Below are 18,878 nucleotides of genomic sequence, written 5' to 3'. Positions count from 1 at the left end.
TCCAGGGCAGCAGACCTTCCGCCAGCGAACACCCCGCGGGACGCGCCCACGTCCTCCCCGATGGGTGACCAACGCCCACACGCCGATGCCGCGGCGCGGCGGGAATTCAACCCGGCGCCAGCGCAGACTCCCTGGGGAAAGGTGTAAGGATGAGGCACCCCATGGCGGCGGACTCCGAGAGCACCTTTCGCATCCAGGCCCGAGCGGACCTGCATGCATCCGAGCGGGCCCAGAGCGAACCTTCCCGTGCGCAGCGAGGCCCGGGCACGCTGGCCGGGGAGTACGTCCTCAAGGCGCTGCTCGCCTCGGGCGGACACGGCAGCGTGTACGAGGCGGAGCACCGCATCCTGGGCCGACGGGCCGCGGTGAAGGTCCTCCACCCGCACCTGGCGGACCAGGGGGAGATGCTCAAGCGCTTCGTGCGCGAGGCGCGCGTGGTGAACCAGATTCGCCACCCCAACATCGTGGATGTGTACGACTTCGGGCTGATGCCGGACGGCAGCCCCTACTACGTCATGGAGCTGCTCACCGGCCGCACGCTCAGTCAGGTGGTGCTGGAGCGCGGCCGGCTGTCGTCGACGCGCGCGCTCGCGTACCTGGAGCCCGTCTGCGGAGCGCTGGAGGCCGCGCACCGTGCGGGCGTCGTCCACCGCGACTTGAAGGCCAGCAACATCCTCGTCGTGGAGGAAGGTGAGCGCCCCCGGGTGAAGCTGCTGGACTTCGGCATCGCCAAGCTGCTGCACGCCGAGCCTTCACAGGAAGGGCTCACCATCGCCGGCCAGCGGCTGGGCACCGCGCACGCCATGGCGCCCGAGCAGTTCCGCGGCGGCCCCATTGGCCCGCACACGGACATCTACGCGCTGGGCGTGCTGCTGCATCAGCTCATCACCGGCCGCTATCCCTTCCAGTGCGAGGACCGGATGGAGCTGGAGCGGCTGCACCTGGAAGCGCCCGCGCCCCGGCCCAGCGCCATCGCCGCGGTGTCCCCGGCGGTGGACGCGGTGGTGCTGCGCTGCCTGGAGAAGGACGGCAGCCGCCGCTTCGGCAGCGTGACGGCCTTCCTCGCCGCGCTCAGCGAAGCGGCCGAGGAGCCCGTCCAGCCCACGCGCCGCACGCGGCTGGCGCTGGCCGTCCACGCCGAGGTCGTCCTCGCCGCCTCCGCCCAGGATGACGACGCCGTGTACGCGGTGCTCGCGGACGTGCTGGATGGGCTCGAGCAGGGCCTGCGCGGCGGCGGCTTCCTGCTGGCGCTCCAGTCCGGCACCTCCCTGCTGGCCGTGCACCCGCTGGACCACGGCGCCCCCAGCGCCGAGCGCACCGAGTACCTGCGCGAGGCGGAGCGCACGCTGCGGGTGCTCCAGGACATGGCGCAGAAGCTGGCGGACCCGGTGAACGCCCGCGTCCACCTCTGTGTCCACCTGGGCCAGGCGGAGACGCGCGGCGACGCCTCGGAGTCGGAGGTCGTGGGAGGCCCCGTCACCGACGTGGGCACCTGGCGCCTGCGCACCGCGGATGGCTTCGCGCTCACCCCAGCGGCGTCGCTCGCCCTGGAGTTCGACGAGAGCGATTAGCTGACGGAAAACACGTATCTGTTATCAGCTTGCGAGCAGGTGGGCGTGACGCCGTCGCCCATGACACACACCAGGTGTCTCCGGGCAGACCCCCACCCGAATATTCCCGCCGAGCCATATTTTCTCACGACTTGAACACCGTCACACTGGTCTCATCCATCAGCGACAGTGTTTTAGTTCGTGGAAGCTGGAACTGATGGCATCCGGGGAGCAGGCATTGCTCGCTCCCCGAAACGGGGGAAGCCATGCGTCTCATGCCAGCGTTTCTGTCTGGAATCCGAATCAATCACTGCCTGAAACACCTGCGCCGGCCGCGCATCGCCGGAGGGCTGCTGGGCCTGACACTGGGATTCGGAGGCGGGGCATGTGGTCCAGCGGAGCTCGCGGGTGATACGTGGACGTTGTGCGAATCCCACGGGTCGGCCGAGTCGGGCAACGGATTGTCGACCAATGGCTTGTCAACCAATGGCCTTTCGACCAACGGACTGTCCATCAATGGCTTGTCAACCCATGGGCTGTCCACGACTGGATTCTCCAACTGGTTCAACCAGGACCCCGCACGCGCCGATGAAATCATGCGTTACATCATCCGGTGCGCGGCGAAGGGGAATCAGCAGCGCAAGTACACCAACCCGGTGACGGGAGTGAAGTACACCTGGGAAGGAGGCCTGGGTCTGGCACACAACTGGGCCACGGGCGCACCGGCGACAGTCCAGGAAGAAGAAATCGTCTCAGCCTGCCTGGCGGCCCATGCGAACAAGTTCGGGATTCCCGTCGCCATCTCCGTGCTGGGCCGCAACGCGCGGGGCGCCGCCTTGTCGTACACGGAGCAGGAGCTGTCGACGTTCAGCGAGCGGGAGGCGTGCTTCTTCGGCAACCTCTTCGACGGCACCGGCGTCTTCGCCGCCACGGACCGCGGCTACCTGCGCGAGGACGAGAGCAGCGTGCGCGCCTGCGGCCTGCCCTCGAACCCCGCCCAGGCGGACTGCCTGCCCATCATCCACGCGGGCACCTGCGAGTCGCTCTGCCAACGCGCCGCCACGGAGGCCCTCCCCTTCGACCGGGACGCGGACAAGAAGAACCCGCCCACCCACGGCGAGCCGCCCTATTACGAAACCTGCACGTATAACGGACGGACCTTCCAGCCGCTCACGACGCGTCTGCAGCCACAGGACATCCACCACTGTGGAGACGGCGTCTGTCAGTTCACTGAACGTTGCGGCGACGGCGTCGCGGCGGGAAGCTGCCAGGCGGACTGCGGCCCGTGCCCCTACTGATGCAGCGGGTGCTCGGATGGAACACACTGCCTCCGTCCTGCGGCGCACGCTGTCACCACCCTTCCGTCCCTTGCCCCTGACCGCCATGACAGTGTTGACTACGCGGGTCTGTCGCGACTCGGGGTTTTTCCACGAACAGACACCACACCGCTGGAGCCGGACGCGATGACGCTGCGAGCGAGGGTGATGCTGATGTCGGCGGTGGCACAGCGGCGCGGAACACTGCGGCGCGCCTTCGACACGCTCCAGGGCCCCACCGTGAATGGCGTGCGGCTTCGCGCGCCGCGGTCCTCCACACAGGAGGCGGCGCTGCTGGAGGAGACGGTCCGCGAACGGACCGCGGCGCTGGAGGCGGCCAACGTCAAGCTGTCCCGCAGCCTGGAGCAGCTGCGCGCCACCCAGGCGCAGCTGCTGTTCGCGGATCGGCTGATTGCGCTGGGCCGCATCGCCGCGGGCGTGGGACACGAAATCAACAACCCGCTGGCCTTCATCCTCAGCAACCTGGAGTACATCCACCAGGAGCTGCAGCAGAAGGAGCACCTGTCCGAGCAGGACCGGCAGGAGGTGCTGGAGGCGCTGGCGGAGACGCGCGACGGCGCAGAGCGCATCCGCCTCATCGTCCGGGACCTGCAGACGCTGTCACGCGCGGAGGACGTGGGCACGGGCCCGTCGGACCTGGGCTCGGTGGTGCGCACGGCGGCGAAGATGGCCATGCACGAGCTGCGGCACCGCGCGCGGCTGGTGGTGGAGTGTGAAGGCCTGCCGCCGGTCCAGGGCAACGGCGCGCGGCTGGGTCAGGTGTTTCTCAACCTGCTGCTCAACGCGGCGCAGTCCATCGTCCCCGGCGAGGTGGAGAATAACGAGGTCCACGTCGTCGCCTGCGAGTCGAAGGCCGGACGGGTGGCGGTGGAGGTGCGCGACACCGGCTGCGGCATCTCCCCGGAGCATCGCGAGCGCATCTTCGACCCGTTCTTCACCACCAAGCCCCTGGGCGTGGGCACGGGCCTGGGGCTGGCGGTGTGCCATGGCATCGTGACGTCGCTGGGCGGCACCCTGACGGTGGAGAGCGGCCCGGAGCGGGGCAGCATCTTCCGCGTCACGTTGCCCGTGGCCGGCGCCTTCGCCCAGGCGCCTCGCGCTCCGCAGCAAGCGGACGCGGTGGCCTGAGCGACTCCGGCGCCAGGCTCGCGTCGTACGGCGTCATCCCCTGCATCGGCGGCGCGTAGAGGTGCAGGGACACCGCCCCATGGCGGGACACGTTGTCGATGCGGTGGATGGTGTCCGGAAACTCCACCAGGAGGTCGCCCTCGCTCGCGCCCACGATGACCTCGGGCACCAGCCGGTCCCCCGCCCACGCGAAGCGCGTCTCTCGCAGCATCCCGCGCACCAGCCAGGAGGCGCCCCCGGAGCCGCCATGGTCATGGACGCGGGACGCCTGCCCGGGGAGCCAGGAGACGAGCAGCAGCTCGCACGCTGGCGTCCGGGCAATCGTCTGCCGCGTGTAGCCCGAGGGCTCGAAGCGCACCAGTTTGTCCAGCAGTCCCCAGTCAACCCTGCTGGAGCGCAGCCGTTCCACCAGCCACGCCATGGAGACGATGTCCTCTGTCTGTTCCGGCAGTGGCCAGCCGAGCAGCGCCTGGGCCACCGCGCCGTGCTCACGCTGGTCGATGATGGGCTCGCGCATGGTGTTTCCCCCCGCGTGTGCGACGGAGTGTGAGCACGGACCAACCCCCTGCCCAGGGAGGAGGGCCGGACATCCGGGCCCGGCGCTTGGACACCCGGTCGCCACCAGAGGATGCCAGCGAGCGTGTCAGGACCTACGATGGGTGCGTGCGAGCACTGGGGTGGTGGGATGTGGCCATCGTGGGGGGAGGCGCCAGCGGCACGCTGCTGGCCGTGCACCTCTTGAGGAGCGCGCGGGCGCCGCTCCACGTGGCCTTGGTGGAGCGGAGTGCGCGGGCGGGTCTGGGTCTGGCGTATTCGACGACGAGCCCGTGTCACCTGCTGAACGTGCCAGCGGCGCGGATGGGGGCCTTCGCGGACGACCCGGAGCACTTCCTGCGCTGGGTGCGCCGTGAGCTGCCTGACACGGCGCCCGGCGCGTTCATCTCCCGCCAGCGCTATGGCCGCTACCTGGAGTCCGTGCTGCGCGAGGCGCGCGCCCAGGCCGCGCAGGGCGTGCACCTGGAAGTGGTGACCAGCGACGTCGCCTCGGTCGAGGAGACGGACGACGGCGCGGTGTGCGTCGCGCTGGCGAGCGGGGGGCATCTGGAGGCCCGGACCGTGGTGCTAGCCCTGGGCAATGCGCTGCCCTCCAACCTGCGCGTGCCCGACGGAGGGCTGTACGCCAGCCGCCGGTATCACCGCTCCCCTTGGGCTCAGGACGCGCTCCAGGGCGTGTCCGCCACCGACGACGTGCTGCTCATCGGCACGGGGCTCACCATGGTGGACACCGTGTTGTCGCTGGTGGAGCAGGGACACCAGGGGCACATCCATGCGCTGTCCCGGCACGGACTGTTGCCCCACGTGCACCAGGAGACACCCCGGGCAGGCGCCACGACGTATGCCTCGCCCGGCATCCGGGAGGCGCTGCGGGCCCTGCGCCAGGAGGTGCGGCGCGAGCGCGGCGACATGAGCGCGACGGGCACGCACTCCGTTCCCGTGCGCATCCGCCCCATCCTCCACCTCTTGCGCCGGGAGGTGCGGCGCGCGGCGGAGGCGGGCGCGGACTGGCGGACGGTGGTGGACGCGCTGCGGCCCGTGACGATACCGCTGTGGCAGCGGTTGCCGGTGGGCGAGCGACAGCGCTTCCTCCGGCACCTGCGCTCATACTGGGACGTGCACCGGCACCGGATGGCGCCCAGCATTGGCGAGACGGTGGAGCGGCTGCGGCGCGAGGGCCGGCTGACGTTCCATGCGGCGCGCGTCCGGGGCTTCGCGCTGGAGGCGTCCGGCGTGGAAGTCAGCATGCGCCCTCGGGGCCAGGGCGGGGAGGAGGCGTTGCGCGTCCAGCACGTCATCAACTGCACGGGGCCGGAGGGCGCCATGACGCGCGGCCATCCGGTGCTGGGTGGGCTGGTGGAGACCGGGCTCGTGCGCCCGGACGCCCTGGGCATGGGACTGGCCACGGACGCGGACGGCGCGCTGCTGGACGCGGGCGGACGCGCCTCTGGACGCCTCTACACCCTGGGCCCGCCGCGCCGGGGCGAGCTGTGGGAGACGACGGCCGTCCCCGAGATTCGAGGACAAGCGCGGGAGCTGGCGTGGCACCTGCTCCAGCGCCTGTCATCCACGCGCGCGCCTCGACCGATGATGGAAGCGGCGGGCGCTCCGCTCGACGGGTAGCGCCCGGCGCTACTCGGCGGACACCGCCACGATGCCCAGTCCCTCCACCGTGAGCTGCACCCGGTCCCCCGGGCGCAGCATGTGCGCCGCGGTGGCGGCGCCCGCGAGCACGATGCTCCCCGCCGGCAACACCTGGCCGCGCTGGGCCAGCAGCTCACACAACTGGATGACGGAGATGACCGGGTCGCCAGAGATGGCGTCCGAGCGGGCGGATTGAACGGGCTCCCCATTCACCGACAGGGTCATCTCCAGCCGCGTGAGGTCCATCGCGCGCGGGGGATGCTCGGTGGTGCCCAGCACGAACAGCGACGACGACGCGTTGTCCGCCACCACGTCCGGCAGGGAGAAGTACTTGAAGTCGCGGTAGCGCGAGTCGAGGATTTCCATCGCCGCGAACACGGACTCGCAGGCGTCCAACACCTCGTCGCGCGTCACCGTGCCGCGAAGCTCACGCGCGGTGCGGAAGGCAATCTCCGGCTCGATTTTGGGGTGGACGCCCTGTGACAGTTGAATCACGCCGCCGGCGGGCACCTGCATCCGGTCCGTGAGCACGCCATACACGGGCGAGTCCAGGTTCATCTGCTTGCGCTTGGCCTCGGAGGTGAGGCCCATCTTCAAGCCCACCACGCGCTCGCCGTGGGACAGGCGCAGCCGGATTCCGGCCTCCTGGATGGCGTAAGCATCCGGCACGCTCAGTGCGGGTTGCTCGCGGGTGAGGGGCGCCACCTCGCGGCGCTCCAGCCTGGCCGAGTCCAGGATATGTGCCAGTGCCTCGTGGTCCACGGTCGCGGTCATCCCCGTCCCTCTCTTGGTCGTTCCGGCCACGCCAGGATGGCGCACCGCCCGGATGGTGGCGCGGAGCTTCCGGCACCCGAACGCGGACGCGCAAGCCTCGCGAACGCGGCCCGGCCTGAAGCGGACGCTGGCCTTTCAGCTCACCGTGCTAGATAGCGCAGAGACCCCGGCCGGGTGGGATTCTCCGAAGGAGCTGTTTTCATGCGATACCCCAGCATCATCGCGGCCCTGCTTTTCACTGCCACCACCGCGAGCGCCCAGGAATACGACGAGCACGTCCACGACGGCTTCTACCTGCGCCTGCAGGTGGGCGGTGGCTATCTCCGAGCCAAGGCGACTGACATCTCGCCCGATCTCGTGGTGAAGGGCGGCGGCGCCAACATCAACGCGGAGCTCGGCTTCGCGCTCATCAACAACTTCATCCTCTACGCGAAGTTCTACGGTGCGTCCGCCCCCAACCCGAGCCTCCAGCTGGGGGACCTCACCGTCGAAGGGCAGAACGCGGAGTTGAGCCAGAACTTCGGCGCCGTGGGCTTGGGCGTCACCTATTACTTCATGCCCGCGAACGTGTATCTGTCCGGCGCGCTCACGTACACGCAGCTCAGCATCACCGACGGCGGCGAGAAGGTGGCCGAGTCGGACATCGGCGGCGGACTGCACCTGGGCGTGGGCAAGGAGTGGTGGGTGAGCAAGAACTGGGGCCTCGGCATCGGCGCCGAGCTGGCCCTGGGCCGCATCCGGAACGAGTCGAACAGCGATAGCTGGAACGTCACCAACGTGTCGCTCGTCTTCTCCGCGACGTACAACTGAACGGCGCCGCCGCGGACGCCAGCCTCAGCCCTGCTGGTTGAGGCTGGCCGCGAGCGCGCGCACCGCCACGCGCGGGCTGAAGCGCACGCCCAGGGTCCCCACCCAGTTGAGCAGTCCGTGGATGGAGAGCACCCGGCCGCGCATCATCATCGCGTAGGCATGGGCGGCCACGTCCTCCGCCTTGGCCACGCCCGGCCGCTGGAACAGCCGCGTCTGGCCGTTGCCCGCGCGCTGGGTGAACTCCGTGTGCGTGGCACCCGGGCAGTGGCACGTCACCGTCACGCCCGTGCCCTTCAGTTCGTGCGCCAACGCCTCCGACAGGGACACCACGAAGGCCTTGGTCGCGAAGTACGTGGCCATGAAGGGGCCGGGCTGGAAGGCCGCGGTGGAGGCGACATTGAGGATGCGCCCGCTGCCCCGCTCCCGCATGGGCCGCGCGAACAGGTGCGACAGCTTCAGGAGGGCGGTGCAGTTGACCTCCACCATCTCCGCCTCGCGCGCCAGGTCCTGTTCCAGGAAGGGACCACACGAGCCGAAGCCCGCGTTGTTCACCAGGAACTCCACCGCCAGCCCCTTCGCGCTCACGGCCTCGAAGAGCTGCGCGGGAGACTCCGGCCGGCCCAGGTCCGCTGGGAAGACGTGTGCCTTCACACCATGGGCCTGCTCCAGCTTCGCCGCCAGCGCCTCCAGCCGAGGCGCGCTGCGCGCGACCAGGATGACGTCGTGTCCGTCCTTCGCGAACAGGTGTGCGAACTGCTCCCCCAAACCCGCCGAAGCCCCGGTGATGAGCGCCACTTTCCGCGACATGATGTCTCCTCCAGGTGCCGCGTTATAGCCGAGCGGCTTGAGCGTGGCGGTCCCGCCAACATTCCTCCGCCCCGGCAGGCGGGGCTGCCAGGCGGCCTCGTGGCTACAGGGAATGCCCACGGCTTGCCGCGTCCCGGTGGGGTGGTGAGCTTCCCGTCCACCCAGGGGAGGGGCGACCTATGAAGCAGGGCATTCTCACGGGCTTCACCACCGGGCTGCTTGCTGCCACCGCGGCCTCCGCATGTCCCACCTGCCGCCCCGACGTGGCGGCCGCCATCCTCGATGAGCACTTCTGGAGCCGGCTGTTGCTCACCGTCCAGCCGTTCCTCATCCTCCTGCTCATCGTGGGCGCGCTGTACTTCGCCACGCGAGAAATCCCCACCCCCGTGCCGGTGAAGCAGCGCGCACGGAGACAGGGGCGGGAGCGCTCCCGATGAGTGCCCGGAATCGCGGCCCGCTCGTGCTCGCGGGACTGCTGCTGACCGTGGGCCGCGCGGGCCGTGAGGACCGGGTACCTCGGGGCGGACTGCGAGTGCCCCAGCCAGCGCACTGACAGCGGCTTCACCGCGTGGCGCATCTGGCGACCCCCGCGCGTTCGCGCAGTGCGGCATTTCAAAGGGCCTCCGAGCGAGCGGCCACGATTCCATGACAGTGGACTGCGGGCGCGCGTGGCGCTGGTGAGGTACGGAGGGGCGGCGTACATTGCGCGCCCTCTCCCACAGCGGCTGCGGGGCTCGCCCGCCGCCGGGTCCGTGGGCAGGCGCTACCGGAGGGCTCGGCCATGGAGAAGGTACTCAACTACATCGGCGGTGAGCTGCTGCCCGCGCGAAGTGGCGGCTGGCTGGACAAGCCCGAGCCCGCGACGGCCGAGACCTACGCGCACGTCCCGGACTCCGACGCGTCCGACGTCCAGCGCGCGGTGGAGGCCGCCGCGCGGGCCTTCCCCGCCTGGGCCGCCACCCCCGCCACCGAGCGCTCGCGCATGCTGCGCCGCATCGCGGACGGCATCCGAAGCCGCCTGGACGCCTTCGCCCGCGCGGAGTCCATCGACACCGGCAAGCCGCTGTCGGTCGCCTCCACGGTGGACATCCCGCGCAGCATCCTCAACTTCGAGTTCTTCGCGGACGCGGTGACGCAGTTCTCCAGCGAGGCGCACCAGACGGATGACGTGGCCCTCAACTACACCCTGCGCGCGCCGCTGGGCGTGGTGGGCTGCATCTCCCCGTGGAACCTGCCGCTGTACCTTCTCACGTGGAAGATTGCCCCGGCGCTCGCCATGGGGAACTGCGTGGTGGCCAAGCCCTCCGAGGTGACGCCGATGACGGCGTACCTGCTGGCCCAGGTCTGCCGCGACGTGGGCCTGCCGCCGGGCGTGCTCAACCTGGTGCACGGCCTGGGCCCCAAGGTGGGCGCCGCGATGAGCGAGCACCCGGACATCAGCGCCATCTCCTTCACCGGCAGCACCCGCACCGGCGCGGAGATTGCCCGCGTGGCCGCGCCCGCCTTCAAGAAGCTGTCGCTGGAGATGGGCGGCAAGAACCCCAACGTCATCTTCGCGGACTGTGACTTCGACGAGGCGCTGGCCACCACGCTGCGCTCGTCCTTCGCCAACCAGGGGCAAATCTGTCTCTGCGGCCCGCGCATCTTCGTGCAGCGTCCCCTCTACGAGCGCTTCAAGGAGGCGCTGGTCACCCGCACGCGCGCGCTCAAAGTGGGTGACCCGCTGGAGGCGGCCACGGACCAGGGCGCGCTGGTGTCGCAGCCGCACTTCGACAAGGTCCTGGGCTACGTGAGCCTGGCGAAGCAGGAGGGTGGCCGCATCCTCACCGGCGGACAGCGCGCCAACGTGCCCGGCCGCTGCCGCAACGGCTGGTTCGTGGAGCCCACCCTCATCGAGGGCCTTGACGCGGGATGCCGCACCAACCAGGAAGAAATCTTTGGCCCGGTGGCCAGCATCATGCCCTTCGACTCGGAGGACGAGGTGCTCGCGTGGGCCAACTCCACCAAGTACGGACTGGCCGCCAGCGTGTGGACCCAGGACGTGAAGCGCGCGCACCGCTTCGCCTCGCGGCTGCACAGCGGCATCGTCTGGGTGAACACGTGGATGCTGCGCGATTTGCGCACGCCCTTTGGCGGCGTGAAGGACTCGGGCGTGGGACGCGAGGGCGGCTGGGACGCGCTGCGCTTCTTCACCGAGCCGAAGAACGTCTGCATCAAGCTGTGAACCCCTAGCCCCCACGTGAGGAGCACGCCGTGAGCAGTGACAGCGCACGAGTCGATTCGCAGAAGGCCCCCGAACCGGTGGGCCTGTACCCCCACGCCCGGCGCGTGGGCAACCTCCTGTTCCTGTCCGGCGTGGGCCCGCGTGAGCGCGGCACGAAGAAGATTCCCGGCGTGGAGCTGGACGCGGAGGGCAACATCGTCTCGTACGACATCGAGGCGCAGTGCCACTCGGTGTTCCGCAACGTCCGCTACATCCTGGAGGACGCGGGCTCGTCCTGGGACAAGCTGGTGGACGTGACGGTGTACCTCACCAACATGAAGAAGGATTTCCCCACCTACAACCGGCTGTGGGCGGAGTACTTCCAGGACAACCCGCCGTGCCGCACCACGCTTGAAATCAACCGGCTGCCCACGCCGATTGCCATCGAGCTCAAGTGCATCGCCACCATCGGAGGTGAATGAATGGGCCGCCTGACTCCCATCAACTTCAAGAAGTGGATCGACGAGCACCGCCACCTGCTCAAGCCCCCCGTGGGCAACCAGCAGGTGTGGGAGGACCGCGAATTCATGGTCACCGTCGTCGGCGGGCCCAACGCGCGCACGGACTTCCACATCAACGAGGGCGAGGAGTTCTTCTACCAGCTCGAGGGCACGATGAACCTGCGGGTCATCGACGAGGGCCAGATGCAGGACATCCCCATCCACGAAGGGGAAATCTTCTTGCTGCCGCCCAACGTGCCGCACTCGCCGCAGCGCCCCGCGGGCACGGTGGGCCTGGTGCTGGAGCGCCGCCGCCAGCCGAAGGAAATGGACGGCTTCATGTGGCTGTGCCCGCAGTGCGGCGAGAAGCTTTATGAGGAGTACGTCCACGTCACCAACCTGGTGACGCAGCTGCCGCCCATCTTCGAGCACTTCTACGGCAACCCCGACAACTGCACCTGCAAGAAGTGCGGGACGAAGGTGGTCAAGGGAGGCCCCGCCCGTTGAAGGTCGACATCCACACGCACCTCCTCCCCGCCAACCTGCCGCGCTTCGCCGAGCGCTACGGCTACGGCGGCTTCATCACGCTGGACCACCACGCGCCCTGCCGCGCGCGCATGCTCCGGGATGACGGCAAGTTCTTCCGCGAAATCGAAAGCAACTGCTGGGACCCGGTGAAGCGCATCGAGGAGTGCGACGCGGCCGGCGTCCACGTCCAGGTGCTGTCCACGATTCCAGTGATGTTCGGCTACTGGACGAAGCCGGAGCACGGAGCGGACCTGGCGCGCTTCCTCAACGACCACCTCGCCTCCGTGGTGCACGCGCACCCCAAGCGCTTCGTGGGCCTGGGCACCGTGCCACTCCAGTCCCCGGAGCTGGCGGTGCGAGAGCTGGAGCGCTGCGTGAAGGAGCTGGGGCTGGCGGGCGTGCAGATTGGCTCGCACGTCAACGACTGGAACCTGTCCGACCCGGCGCTGTTCCCCTTCTTCGAGGCCGCCAGCGACTTGGGCGCGTCCGTCTTCGTCCACCCGTGGGACATGATGGGCGAGGCGAAGATGCAGAAGTACTGGCTGCCGTGGCTGGTGGGCATGCCGGCCGAGGTGTCACTGGCCATCTGCTCCGTCATCTTCGGCGGCGTGATGGAGCGGCTGCCCAAGCTGCGCTTCGCCTTCGCGCACGGCGGCGGCGCATTCCCTCACACGCTCGGCCGGATTCAACACGGCTTCGAGGCCCGGCCGGATTTGGTGGCCGTGGACAACAAGGTGCCGCCCCAGGACTACCTGGGCCGCTTCTGGGTGGACTCGCTGGTCCACGACCCGGAGGCGCTGCGCTACATCGTCCGGCTCTTCGGGCAGGACAAGGTGGCGCTCGGCAGTGACTACCCCTTCCCCCTGGGCGAGGACCGCCCGGGCACGCTCATCGAGTCCCTGACCGAGCTGGAGCCCGCCGCGCGTGAGCGGCTGCTCTGGCGCAACGCCTTCGATTGGCTGGGACGCGCCCCCGAGGACTTCGCGCCATGACGACGCAGCATCCCTTCGAGGACTCCGAGGCCTTCGCGAAGAAGCTGGACGCGGAAGACACGCTGCGCGGCTACCGCGACGCGTTCCACTTCCCGCCCGGCCCGGACGGAAAGCCGGTGGTGTATCTGGCGGGCAACTCGCTGGGCCTCCAGCCGCGCAACGCCGCGCGCTACATCCAGGAGGAGTTGGAGGACTGGGCACGGCTGGGCGTGGAGGGCCACCACCACGGCCGCCACCCGTGGCTGCACTACCACGAGCTCGTCACCGAGCAGGCCGCGCGGCTGGTGGGCGCCAAGCCCCTGGAAGTGGTGGTGATGAACACCCTGTCGGTGAACCTGCACCTGATGATGGTGTCGTTCTACCGGCCCACGAAGCAGCGCTTCAAAATCCTGGTGGAGGCCGGCGCCTTCCCGTCGGACCAGTACGCCGTCGCCTCCCAGGTGCGCTTCCACGGCTACGACGCGCGCGAGGCCGTGCTGGAGCTGAAGCCCCGCGCGGGCGAGGAGACGCTGCGCGCCGAGGACATCCTCGCCACGCTGGAGCAGCACGGCCACGAGGTGGCGCTGGTGATGCTGGGCAGCGTGAACTACCTCACCGGGCAGTCCTTCGACCTGGCCGCGATTACGAAGGCCGCGCACGCCAAGGGCTGCTTCGTCGGCTTCGACCTGGCGCACGGCGCGGGCAACCTGAAGCTGTCGCTGCACGAAGACGGGCCGGACTTCGCGGTGTGGTGCTCGTACAAGTACCTCAACGCGGGCCCGGGCGCGCTGGGTGGCGTGTTCGTCCACGAGCGGCACGCGCACACGAAGGACCTGCCTCGCTTCGAGGGCTGGTGGGGTCACGACAAGCAGACGCGCTTCCAGATGGGGCCCACCTTCAGCGCGCTGCCAGGCGCGGAGGGGTGGCAGCTCTCCAACCCGCCCATCTTCCAGCTCGCGGCGCTGCGCGCGTCCCTGGAGCTTTTCGACCAGGCCGGCATGGCGGCGCTGCGCGCCAAGAGCGAGCGCCTCACCGGCTTCCTGGAGTTCCTGTTGGACAGGCTGCCCGAGGGCTTCGTGCGCATCACCACGCCCCGGGACGTGAAACAGCGCGGCGCCCAGCTGTCCCTGCGCTTCCGGGGCGAGCCCCAGGGCCTGCTGAAGCGGCTGGGCGACGCGGGCATCATCTGCGACTTCCGCAAGCCGGACATCATCCGCGCCGCCCCCGCTCCGCTCTACAACTCCTTCACGGACGTGTACCGCTTCGTGAAGACGCTGGAGGGCCACGCCCGTGAGTGAGGCGCGCAAGGACACCGTCACCGTGGTGGGCGCGGGGCTGGTGGGCTCGCTGCTCTCCATCTACCTGGCGCGCCGGGGCCACCCCGTGGAACTGCTGGAGCGGCGCCCGGACATGCGGCGCGAGCTGGTCGACGCGGGCCGCTCCATCAACCTGGCCATCTCCACGCGCGGGCTGCATGCGCTCCGGCAGGTGGGCCTGGAAGACGAGGCGTTGAAGCACGCCATTCCCATGCGCGGGCGGATGATTCACCCGCCGCAAGGCGAGCTCGTCTACCAGCCCTACGGCAAGGACGACTCGCAGCACATCAACGCGATGTCGCGCGGGTGGCTGAACGCCTTCCTCATGACGGCGGCGGAGGCCACCGGGAAGGTGCGCATCCGCTTCAAGCAGCGGGTGACGGACGTGGACTTCGGCTCGGGCGCGCTCACGGTGCACGACGACGCCACCGGAGAGGCGCGCCAGGAGCCCGGCCGCGTGGTGTTCGGCACGGACGGCTCCGCCTCCGCCATCCGCCAGGCATTGGAGAAGCGGCCGGACTTCAAGGGGACGCAGGAGCAGCTCGGCCATGGGTACAAGGAGTTGACGATTCCGGCGGGCCCCGGTGGCGCGTTCCAGATGGAGAAGCACGCGCTCCACATCTGGCCTCGCGGCACGTTCATGCTGATCGCGCTGCCCGACGCGGAAGGCAGCTTCACCTGCACGCTGTTCCTGCCCTGGCAGGGGCCGGTGAGCTTCGCGTCCCTGGACACGCCCGCGAAGCTGGAGGCGTTCTTCGGCGCGCAGTTCCCAGACGCGAAGGCGCTCATCCCGGACCTGGTGGAGACGTTCTTCTCGCGCCCCACGGGCAGCATGGTGACGGTGAAGGGCGCGCCCTGGCACGCGGGTGGGCAGACGCTGCTGCTGGGCGACGCGGCGCACGCCATCGTCCCCTTCTTCGGCCAGGGGATGAACTGCGGCTTCGAGGACTGCGTCGTCCTGGACCAACTGCTGGGACACGGCGCCGGCTGGGAGCAGGTCTTCACGGACTTCGAACGCCTGCGCAAGACGAACGCGGACGCCATCGCCGACATGGCGGTGGAGAACTTCGTCGAGATGCGCGACAGCACCGGCGACCCGCGCTTCCAGTTCCGGAAGGCCGTGGAGAAGGTGCTGCTCAACGCCTTCCCGGGCGAGTTCGTCGGCCGCTACTCCCTGGTGAGCTTCAGCCACGTGCCGTACCGGCTGGCCTATGAAGTCGGAACGCTCACGGATGGCATCGTCTCCGAGCTGAGCGAGGGGCTGACGCGGGCGGAGGACGTGGACCTGAAGCGCGCGGCGGAGCTCATCCGGAGCCGGCTGGCGCCATTCATGAAGGAGCACGCGGATGGATTTCGGACTGAAGGGTAGGCGCGCGCTGGTGATGGGCGCGTCCGCGGGGCTGGGTTATGCCATCGCGGAGGCGCTGGTGAAGGAAGGCGCCACGGTGGCCATCTGCTCGCGCGGTGGCGAGAAGCTGGAGCGCGCCGCGAAGACGCTGGGCGCCGCGCTCGCGGTGCCGTGTGACTTGACGCAGCCCGGGGCCGCGAAGGCGCTGGTGGAGACCGTCACCGCGAAGCTGGGCGGCGTGGACGTCCTCGTGGTGAACACGGGCGGGCCGCCGTCGGGCGGCTTCGAGTCGCTGACGGCGGAGCAGTGGCAGCTCGGCTTCCAGAGCCTGTGGATGGCCGCGGTGGACGGCATCCAGGCGGTGCTCCCGGGGATGAAGGAGCGCAAGTGGGGCCGCATCGTCCTGGTGACGTCGCTGGCCGCGCGCGAGGCGATGAACAACCTGACCATCTCCAACGGCCTGCGCGCGGGCCTGCTCGGGCTGGTGAAGACGGTGAGCAACGAGGTGGCGCAGCACGGCGTCACGCTGAACGCGGTGCTGCCGGGCTACCACGCCACCGAGCGCATGCAGCAGCTCGGGCTGACGGATGAGAAGGTGGCGCCGCAGATTCCCGCGCGGAGACTGGGCCGCCCGGAGGAGCTGGCCGCGCTCACGGCGTTCCTCTCCTCCGAGCAGGCGTCGTACATCACCGGTCAGTCCATCGCGGTGGACGGCGGCGCTCAGCGCGGCTTCTGAGCCAACGGGACTCGGAGGCCGGTGCGCCCACTCACACCAGGGAGCGCACGGCCTCCACCACCTGACCCCACTCCGGGGCCTTGGGGTCGATGACCTCGAAGTGCCCCGCGCCCGGCAACGTGACGCAGCGGACGTCGTCTCCCAGCTCACGGCCGCGCGCGCAGAAGTCCTCGCTCATCAACACGGGCACGGTGTCGTCCTCCGCTCCGTGGACGAGCACCTGGGGCACCCCGAGCGGCTGGAGCGACGCGGGCGAGGCCGTGCGATAGCGCTCCGGCACCGAGGACGGCGTGCCGCCCAGGAACGTCTCCACGATGCCGTCCCCCAGCCGGTGCGCGAACGCGCGCGGCAGGTCCACGACGCCCGCCAGCGGCACCACGCCACAAAGAGGCAACGGCGCCGCACTGTAAAGTGCATCGCCAGGCCGCAGCCGGTGCCTGGCCCCCAGCCACGCCACCAGGTGCCCTCCCGCCGAATGGCCGAGCGCCACGACGCGCGAGAGGTCCAGCGCATGCGCCTGCGCGAGCGTGCGCAGGAAGTCAGTGCCGAGCGCCACGTCCTCCAGCGTGCCGGGCCAGCCACCGCCTTCGTGCCCCACCCGCCGGTACTCCAGGCTCCACGTCGCGAAGCCGCGCCGGGTCAGGTCCACGCACAGGTGCCCGGCATGCTCCAGGCCGTACTTCGCCCGCCAGAAGCCACCATGGATGACCACCACCACCGGGTGCGGCCCAGGTCCTTCGGGCATTCGCAGGTCCCCGAACTGGTGGGGCTCCGCGCCATACGCCATGCGCGCATCCGCGGTGGGAGCGGGCGTCTCCAGGACCCACATCGAGCTCATGCGGACATCCTAATCCGTGGCATCCGCTCGCCTGCCTGGAGCCGACCGGGAAGCCTTCCCCACGGCCACACGGCCCACTTCCCTGACGCCGGCAACGGGCCTATCCAGTGTCGGAGCCGCCCCTCGGTCCAGACCGCCCCTCCCCGGCCGCCCCAGTGTCCACCGGCCATCCATCCGAGGGCCCACATGGTAGGCGCGAGTGTCATCCGGCGGGCTCTGAAGACTTCAATGGCGATACTTTATGCTCCACATCAACGAATTAAGACTTGATTTCAATCCGGCAAATGTAAATACGTGCACCCACGGATTCATCCCGCCGCACCGACGGCGATGAATCCGGCCTGGGAGGCACGAACAATGGACGCGAAGGGGCTACGGACGTTCCTGGAGATTCCCTACGACGAGCTCGAGGAGCGCAACCTCAAGGTCAAGGAGCAGCGCCTCAAGCACGTCGCGCAGGAGAAGCTCCGTGACGAGCGCATCGAGTACCTGACGAAGGAACGTGCCATCAAGGCGGTCACCGTGTGCTTCACCGACCTCGAGGGTCGGCTGCACATGCTGGACTACGACAAGAAGTTCCTCATCAAGAGCGCCGACAACCTCACCTTCGACGGCTCCTCCATCCGGGGCTTCTCCGCGCAGCAGGAGAGCGACCTGCGGCTGAACATCGACTGGAGCGCCTTCTACTGGCTGCCCTCGGACATCTTCGGTCCGGGCAAGGTGCTGGTGTTCAGCGAGGTGCACGAGCGTGACGGCACGCAGTACCAGTCCGACCTGCGTGGCAGGCTGAAGCAGCTCACCGAGTCGATGTACCAGAAAGACGGCACGGTGGTCCACGCGGCGCCTGAAATCGAGGGCTTCCTCTTCAAGGGCCGCGACGCCGAGCACCACTTCCACGAGAAGGGCCACTTCGACTTCATCTCCACCGGCGGCTACTACCACTCGCTGCCTGGTGACGTGCTGCGCACCTTCATCGACAAGGTGGCCGAGGCCCAGCGCGCCATGGGCTTCCAGAACGAGAAGGACCACCCCGAAGTGGCGCCCAGCCAGTTCGAGATCAACTTCTCGTACAGCGAGGCCCTCATCGCGGCCGACCAGATTCAGCTCTACAAGCTGCTCAGCCGCCAGGTGGCCGCGCAGCTGGACTGCACCGCCAGCTTCCTCCCGAAGCCGGTGACGGGCGTCAATGGCAACGGCATGCACATGAACCTGTCGCTGTCCAAGGGCGGGAAGAACCTCTTCCACGACCAGAACGGCCCGGACGGCCTCAGCCCCATTGGCTGGGACTTCATCGACCGCATCCTCACCAGCGCGAATGACATCTGCCTCACGCTCAACTCCAGCGTGAACGCGTACCGCCGCCTGGACCCGCACTTCGAGGCCCCCAACCAGATCAAGGCCAGCGCCAACAACCGCGGTGCCATGGTGCGCATCCCCTTCGGAAACGAGCGCAGCGCGCGCATCGAGTGCCGCTCGGTGGCGCCGGACGCCAACCCGTACCTGGTGCTCTACACCCTGCTGCGCACCGGCCTGGAAGGCCCGCAGCCGCAGGAGGACGCGGAGGCCAAGCGCAGCCGCACCCGCTTCCTGCCGGACAACATCTTCGACGCCATCCGCATCTTCAAGGGCAGCCAGTTCGTGGCGTCCATCCTGGGTGAGGGCGTGCAGAGCAAGTTCGCCGAGCTCAAGACGACCACGGCCGAGCGCAGCCCGAAGCAGCTGGGCAACCGTGTGAAGTACTCGGAGGTCAAGTTCCACCACGAGGTCACCAACCAGTACCTCTGGAACCAGTTCTAGGAACGGACGTCCGCACCGCCGGACTTCAGGAGCCGC

Annotated in this window: 18 protein-coding genes; 14 read left to right on the top strand and 4 right to left on the bottom strand. The window is 69.2% G+C overall.

What is annotated here, in order from left to right; genetic code table 11:
- The first annotated feature begins 161 nt into the window (after positions 1 to 161).
- The 3 genes from OZ403_RS04765 (at position 162) to OZ403_RS04755 (ending at position 4,015) form a co-directional block, all read left to right on the top strand.
- On the top strand, positions 162 to 1,571 hold the full coding sequence (locus tag OZ403_RS04765) for a serine/threonine-protein kinase (RefSeq protein ID WP_140787708.1): 1,410 nt from the start codon (positions 162 to 164) through the stop codon (positions 1,569 to 1,571).
- Positions 1,572 to 1,816: 245 nt separating this feature from the next.
- The gene (locus tag OZ403_RS04760; protein WP_140797299.1) at positions 1,817 to 2,848 is read left to right on the top strand and encodes a hypothetical protein; all 1,032 of its coding nucleotides are present in this window, start codon (positions 1,817 to 1,819) and stop codon (positions 2,846 to 2,848) included.
- A 165-nt stretch (positions 2,849 to 3,013) separates the two neighbouring features.
- Positions 3,014 to 4,015, top strand: a complete 1,002-nt coding sequence (locus OZ403_RS04755; RefSeq protein ID WP_140787704.1) for a sensor histidine kinase — start codon at positions 3,014 to 3,016, stop codon at positions 4,013 to 4,015.
- Here the strand turns inward: OZ403_RS04755 and OZ403_RS04750 are convergent.
- Positions 3,945 to 4,532, bottom strand: a complete 588-nt coding sequence (locus tag OZ403_RS04750; protein WP_268783586.1) for a cysteine dioxygenase — start codon at positions 4,530 to 4,532, stop codon at positions 3,945 to 3,947. The genes OZ403_RS04755 and OZ403_RS04750 overlap by 71 nt on opposite strands.
- Before the next feature lie 146 nt (positions 4,533 to 4,678).
- Here OZ403_RS04750 and OZ403_RS04745 point away from each other — a divergent pair, with 146 nt between their 5' ends.
- Positions 4,679 to 6,193, top strand: a complete 1,515-nt coding sequence (locus tag OZ403_RS04745; RefSeq protein ID WP_268783585.1) for an FAD/NAD(P)-binding protein — start codon at positions 4,679 to 4,681, stop codon at positions 6,191 to 6,193.
- A gap of 9 nt (positions 6,194 to 6,202) precedes the next feature.
- Here the strand turns inward: OZ403_RS04745 and OZ403_RS04740 are convergent, their stop codons facing one another.
- Entirely contained in the window at positions 6,203 to 6,988 is a 786-nt protein-coding gene (locus tag OZ403_RS04740; protein WP_268783584.1) for a 2-keto-4-pentenoate hydratase, read from the bottom strand.
- Between the two features lie 201 nt (positions 6,989 to 7,189).
- On the opposite strand from OZ403_RS04740, the gene OZ403_RS04735 reads away from it, so the two are divergent.
- Positions 7,190 to 7,798, top strand: coding sequence for an outer membrane beta-barrel protein (locus OZ403_RS04735; protein ID WP_237078049.1), 609 nt, complete (start codon positions 7,190 to 7,192; stop codon positions 7,796 to 7,798).
- 24 nt (positions 7,799 to 7,822) lie between these two features.
- Here OZ403_RS04735 and OZ403_RS04730 read toward each other — a convergent pair whose 3' ends face one another.
- A complete protein-coding gene (locus tag OZ403_RS04730; RefSeq protein ID WP_140787694.1) occupies positions 7,823 to 8,605 on the bottom strand; it encodes an SDR family NAD(P)-dependent oxidoreductase in 783 nt (260 codons plus the stop codon).
- A 179-nt stretch (positions 8,606 to 8,784) separates the two neighbouring features.
- On the opposite strand from OZ403_RS04730, the gene OZ403_RS04725 reads away from it, so the two are divergent.
- The 8 genes from OZ403_RS04725 (at position 8,785) to OZ403_RS04690 (ending at position 16,207) form a co-directional block, all read left to right on the top strand.
- On the top strand, positions 8,785 to 9,042 hold the full coding sequence (locus OZ403_RS04725) for a hypothetical protein (protein WP_268783583.1): 258 nt from the start codon (positions 8,785 to 8,787) through the stop codon (positions 9,040 to 9,042).
- 344 nt (positions 9,043 to 9,386) lie between these two features.
- On the top strand, positions 9,387 to 10,829 hold the full coding sequence (locus OZ403_RS04720; RefSeq protein WP_268783582.1) for an aldehyde dehydrogenase: 1,443 nt from the start codon (positions 9,387 to 9,389) through the stop codon (positions 10,827 to 10,829).
- A 29-nt stretch (positions 10,830 to 10,858) separates the two neighbouring features.
- A complete protein-coding gene (locus OZ403_RS04715) occupies positions 10,859 to 11,290 on the top strand; it encodes a RidA family protein (RefSeq protein WP_140873312.1) in 432 nt (143 codons plus the stop codon).
- Complete coding sequence (gene nbaC / locus OZ403_RS04710; RefSeq protein WP_268783581.1) at positions 11,291 to 11,815, top strand: 3-hydroxyanthranilate 3,4-dioxygenase; 525 nt, start codon at positions 11,291 to 11,293, stop codon at positions 11,813 to 11,815.
- Positions 11,812 to 12,828 (top strand): amidohydrolase family protein, encoded by a 1,017-nt coding sequence (locus OZ403_RS04705; RefSeq protein WP_268783580.1) that lies wholly within the window; start codon positions 11,812 to 11,814, stop codon positions 12,826 to 12,828. The genes nbaC and OZ403_RS04705 overlap by 4 nt, the downstream gene beginning before the upstream one ends.
- A complete protein-coding gene (kynU, locus tag OZ403_RS04700) occupies positions 12,825 to 14,105 on the top strand; it encodes a kynureninase (protein ID WP_268783579.1) in 1,281 nt (426 codons plus the stop codon). Before OZ403_RS04705 ends, kynU begins: the two co-directional genes overlap by 4 nt.
- On the top strand, positions 14,098 to 15,492 hold the full coding sequence (locus tag OZ403_RS04695; protein ID WP_140787680.1) for an FAD-dependent oxidoreductase: 1,395 nt from the start codon (positions 14,098 to 14,100) through the stop codon (positions 15,490 to 15,492). Before kynU ends, OZ403_RS04695 begins: the two co-directional genes overlap by 8 nt.
- Positions 15,470 to 16,207 carry an SDR family oxidoreductase gene (locus tag OZ403_RS04690; RefSeq protein WP_140787678.1) on the top strand — a complete coding sequence of 246 codons (738 nt, stop codon included), beginning with the start codon at positions 15,470 to 15,472 and terminating at the stop codon, positions 16,205 to 16,207. Before OZ403_RS04695 ends, OZ403_RS04690 begins: the two co-directional genes overlap by 23 nt.
- A gap of 31 nt (positions 16,208 to 16,238) precedes the next feature.
- Here OZ403_RS04690 and OZ403_RS04685 read toward each other — a convergent pair whose 3' ends face one another.
- On the bottom strand, positions 16,239 to 17,045 hold the full coding sequence (locus OZ403_RS04685; protein ID WP_140787676.1) for an alpha/beta hydrolase family protein: 807 nt from the start codon (positions 17,043 to 17,045) through the stop codon (positions 16,239 to 16,241).
- Between the two features lie 357 nt (positions 17,046 to 17,402).
- Here OZ403_RS04685 and OZ403_RS04680 point away from each other — a divergent pair, with 357 nt between their 5' ends.
- The gene (locus OZ403_RS04680; RefSeq protein WP_140787674.1) at positions 17,403 to 18,842 is read left to right on the top strand and encodes a glutamine synthetase family protein; all 1,440 of its coding nucleotides are present in this window, start codon (positions 17,403 to 17,405) and stop codon (positions 18,840 to 18,842) included.
- The last annotated feature ends 36 nt before the right edge of the window (positions 18,843 to 18,878 follow it).

The organism is Myxococcus sp. NMCA1, from assembly GCF_026810205.1.
Classification (GTDB): Bacteria; Myxococcota; Myxococcia; order Myxococcales; family Myxococcaceae; genus Myxococcus; species Myxococcus xanthus_A.
Note: the sequence above shows the minus strand (reverse complement) of the source record. Positions and strands in the feature narration are given on the sequence as shown.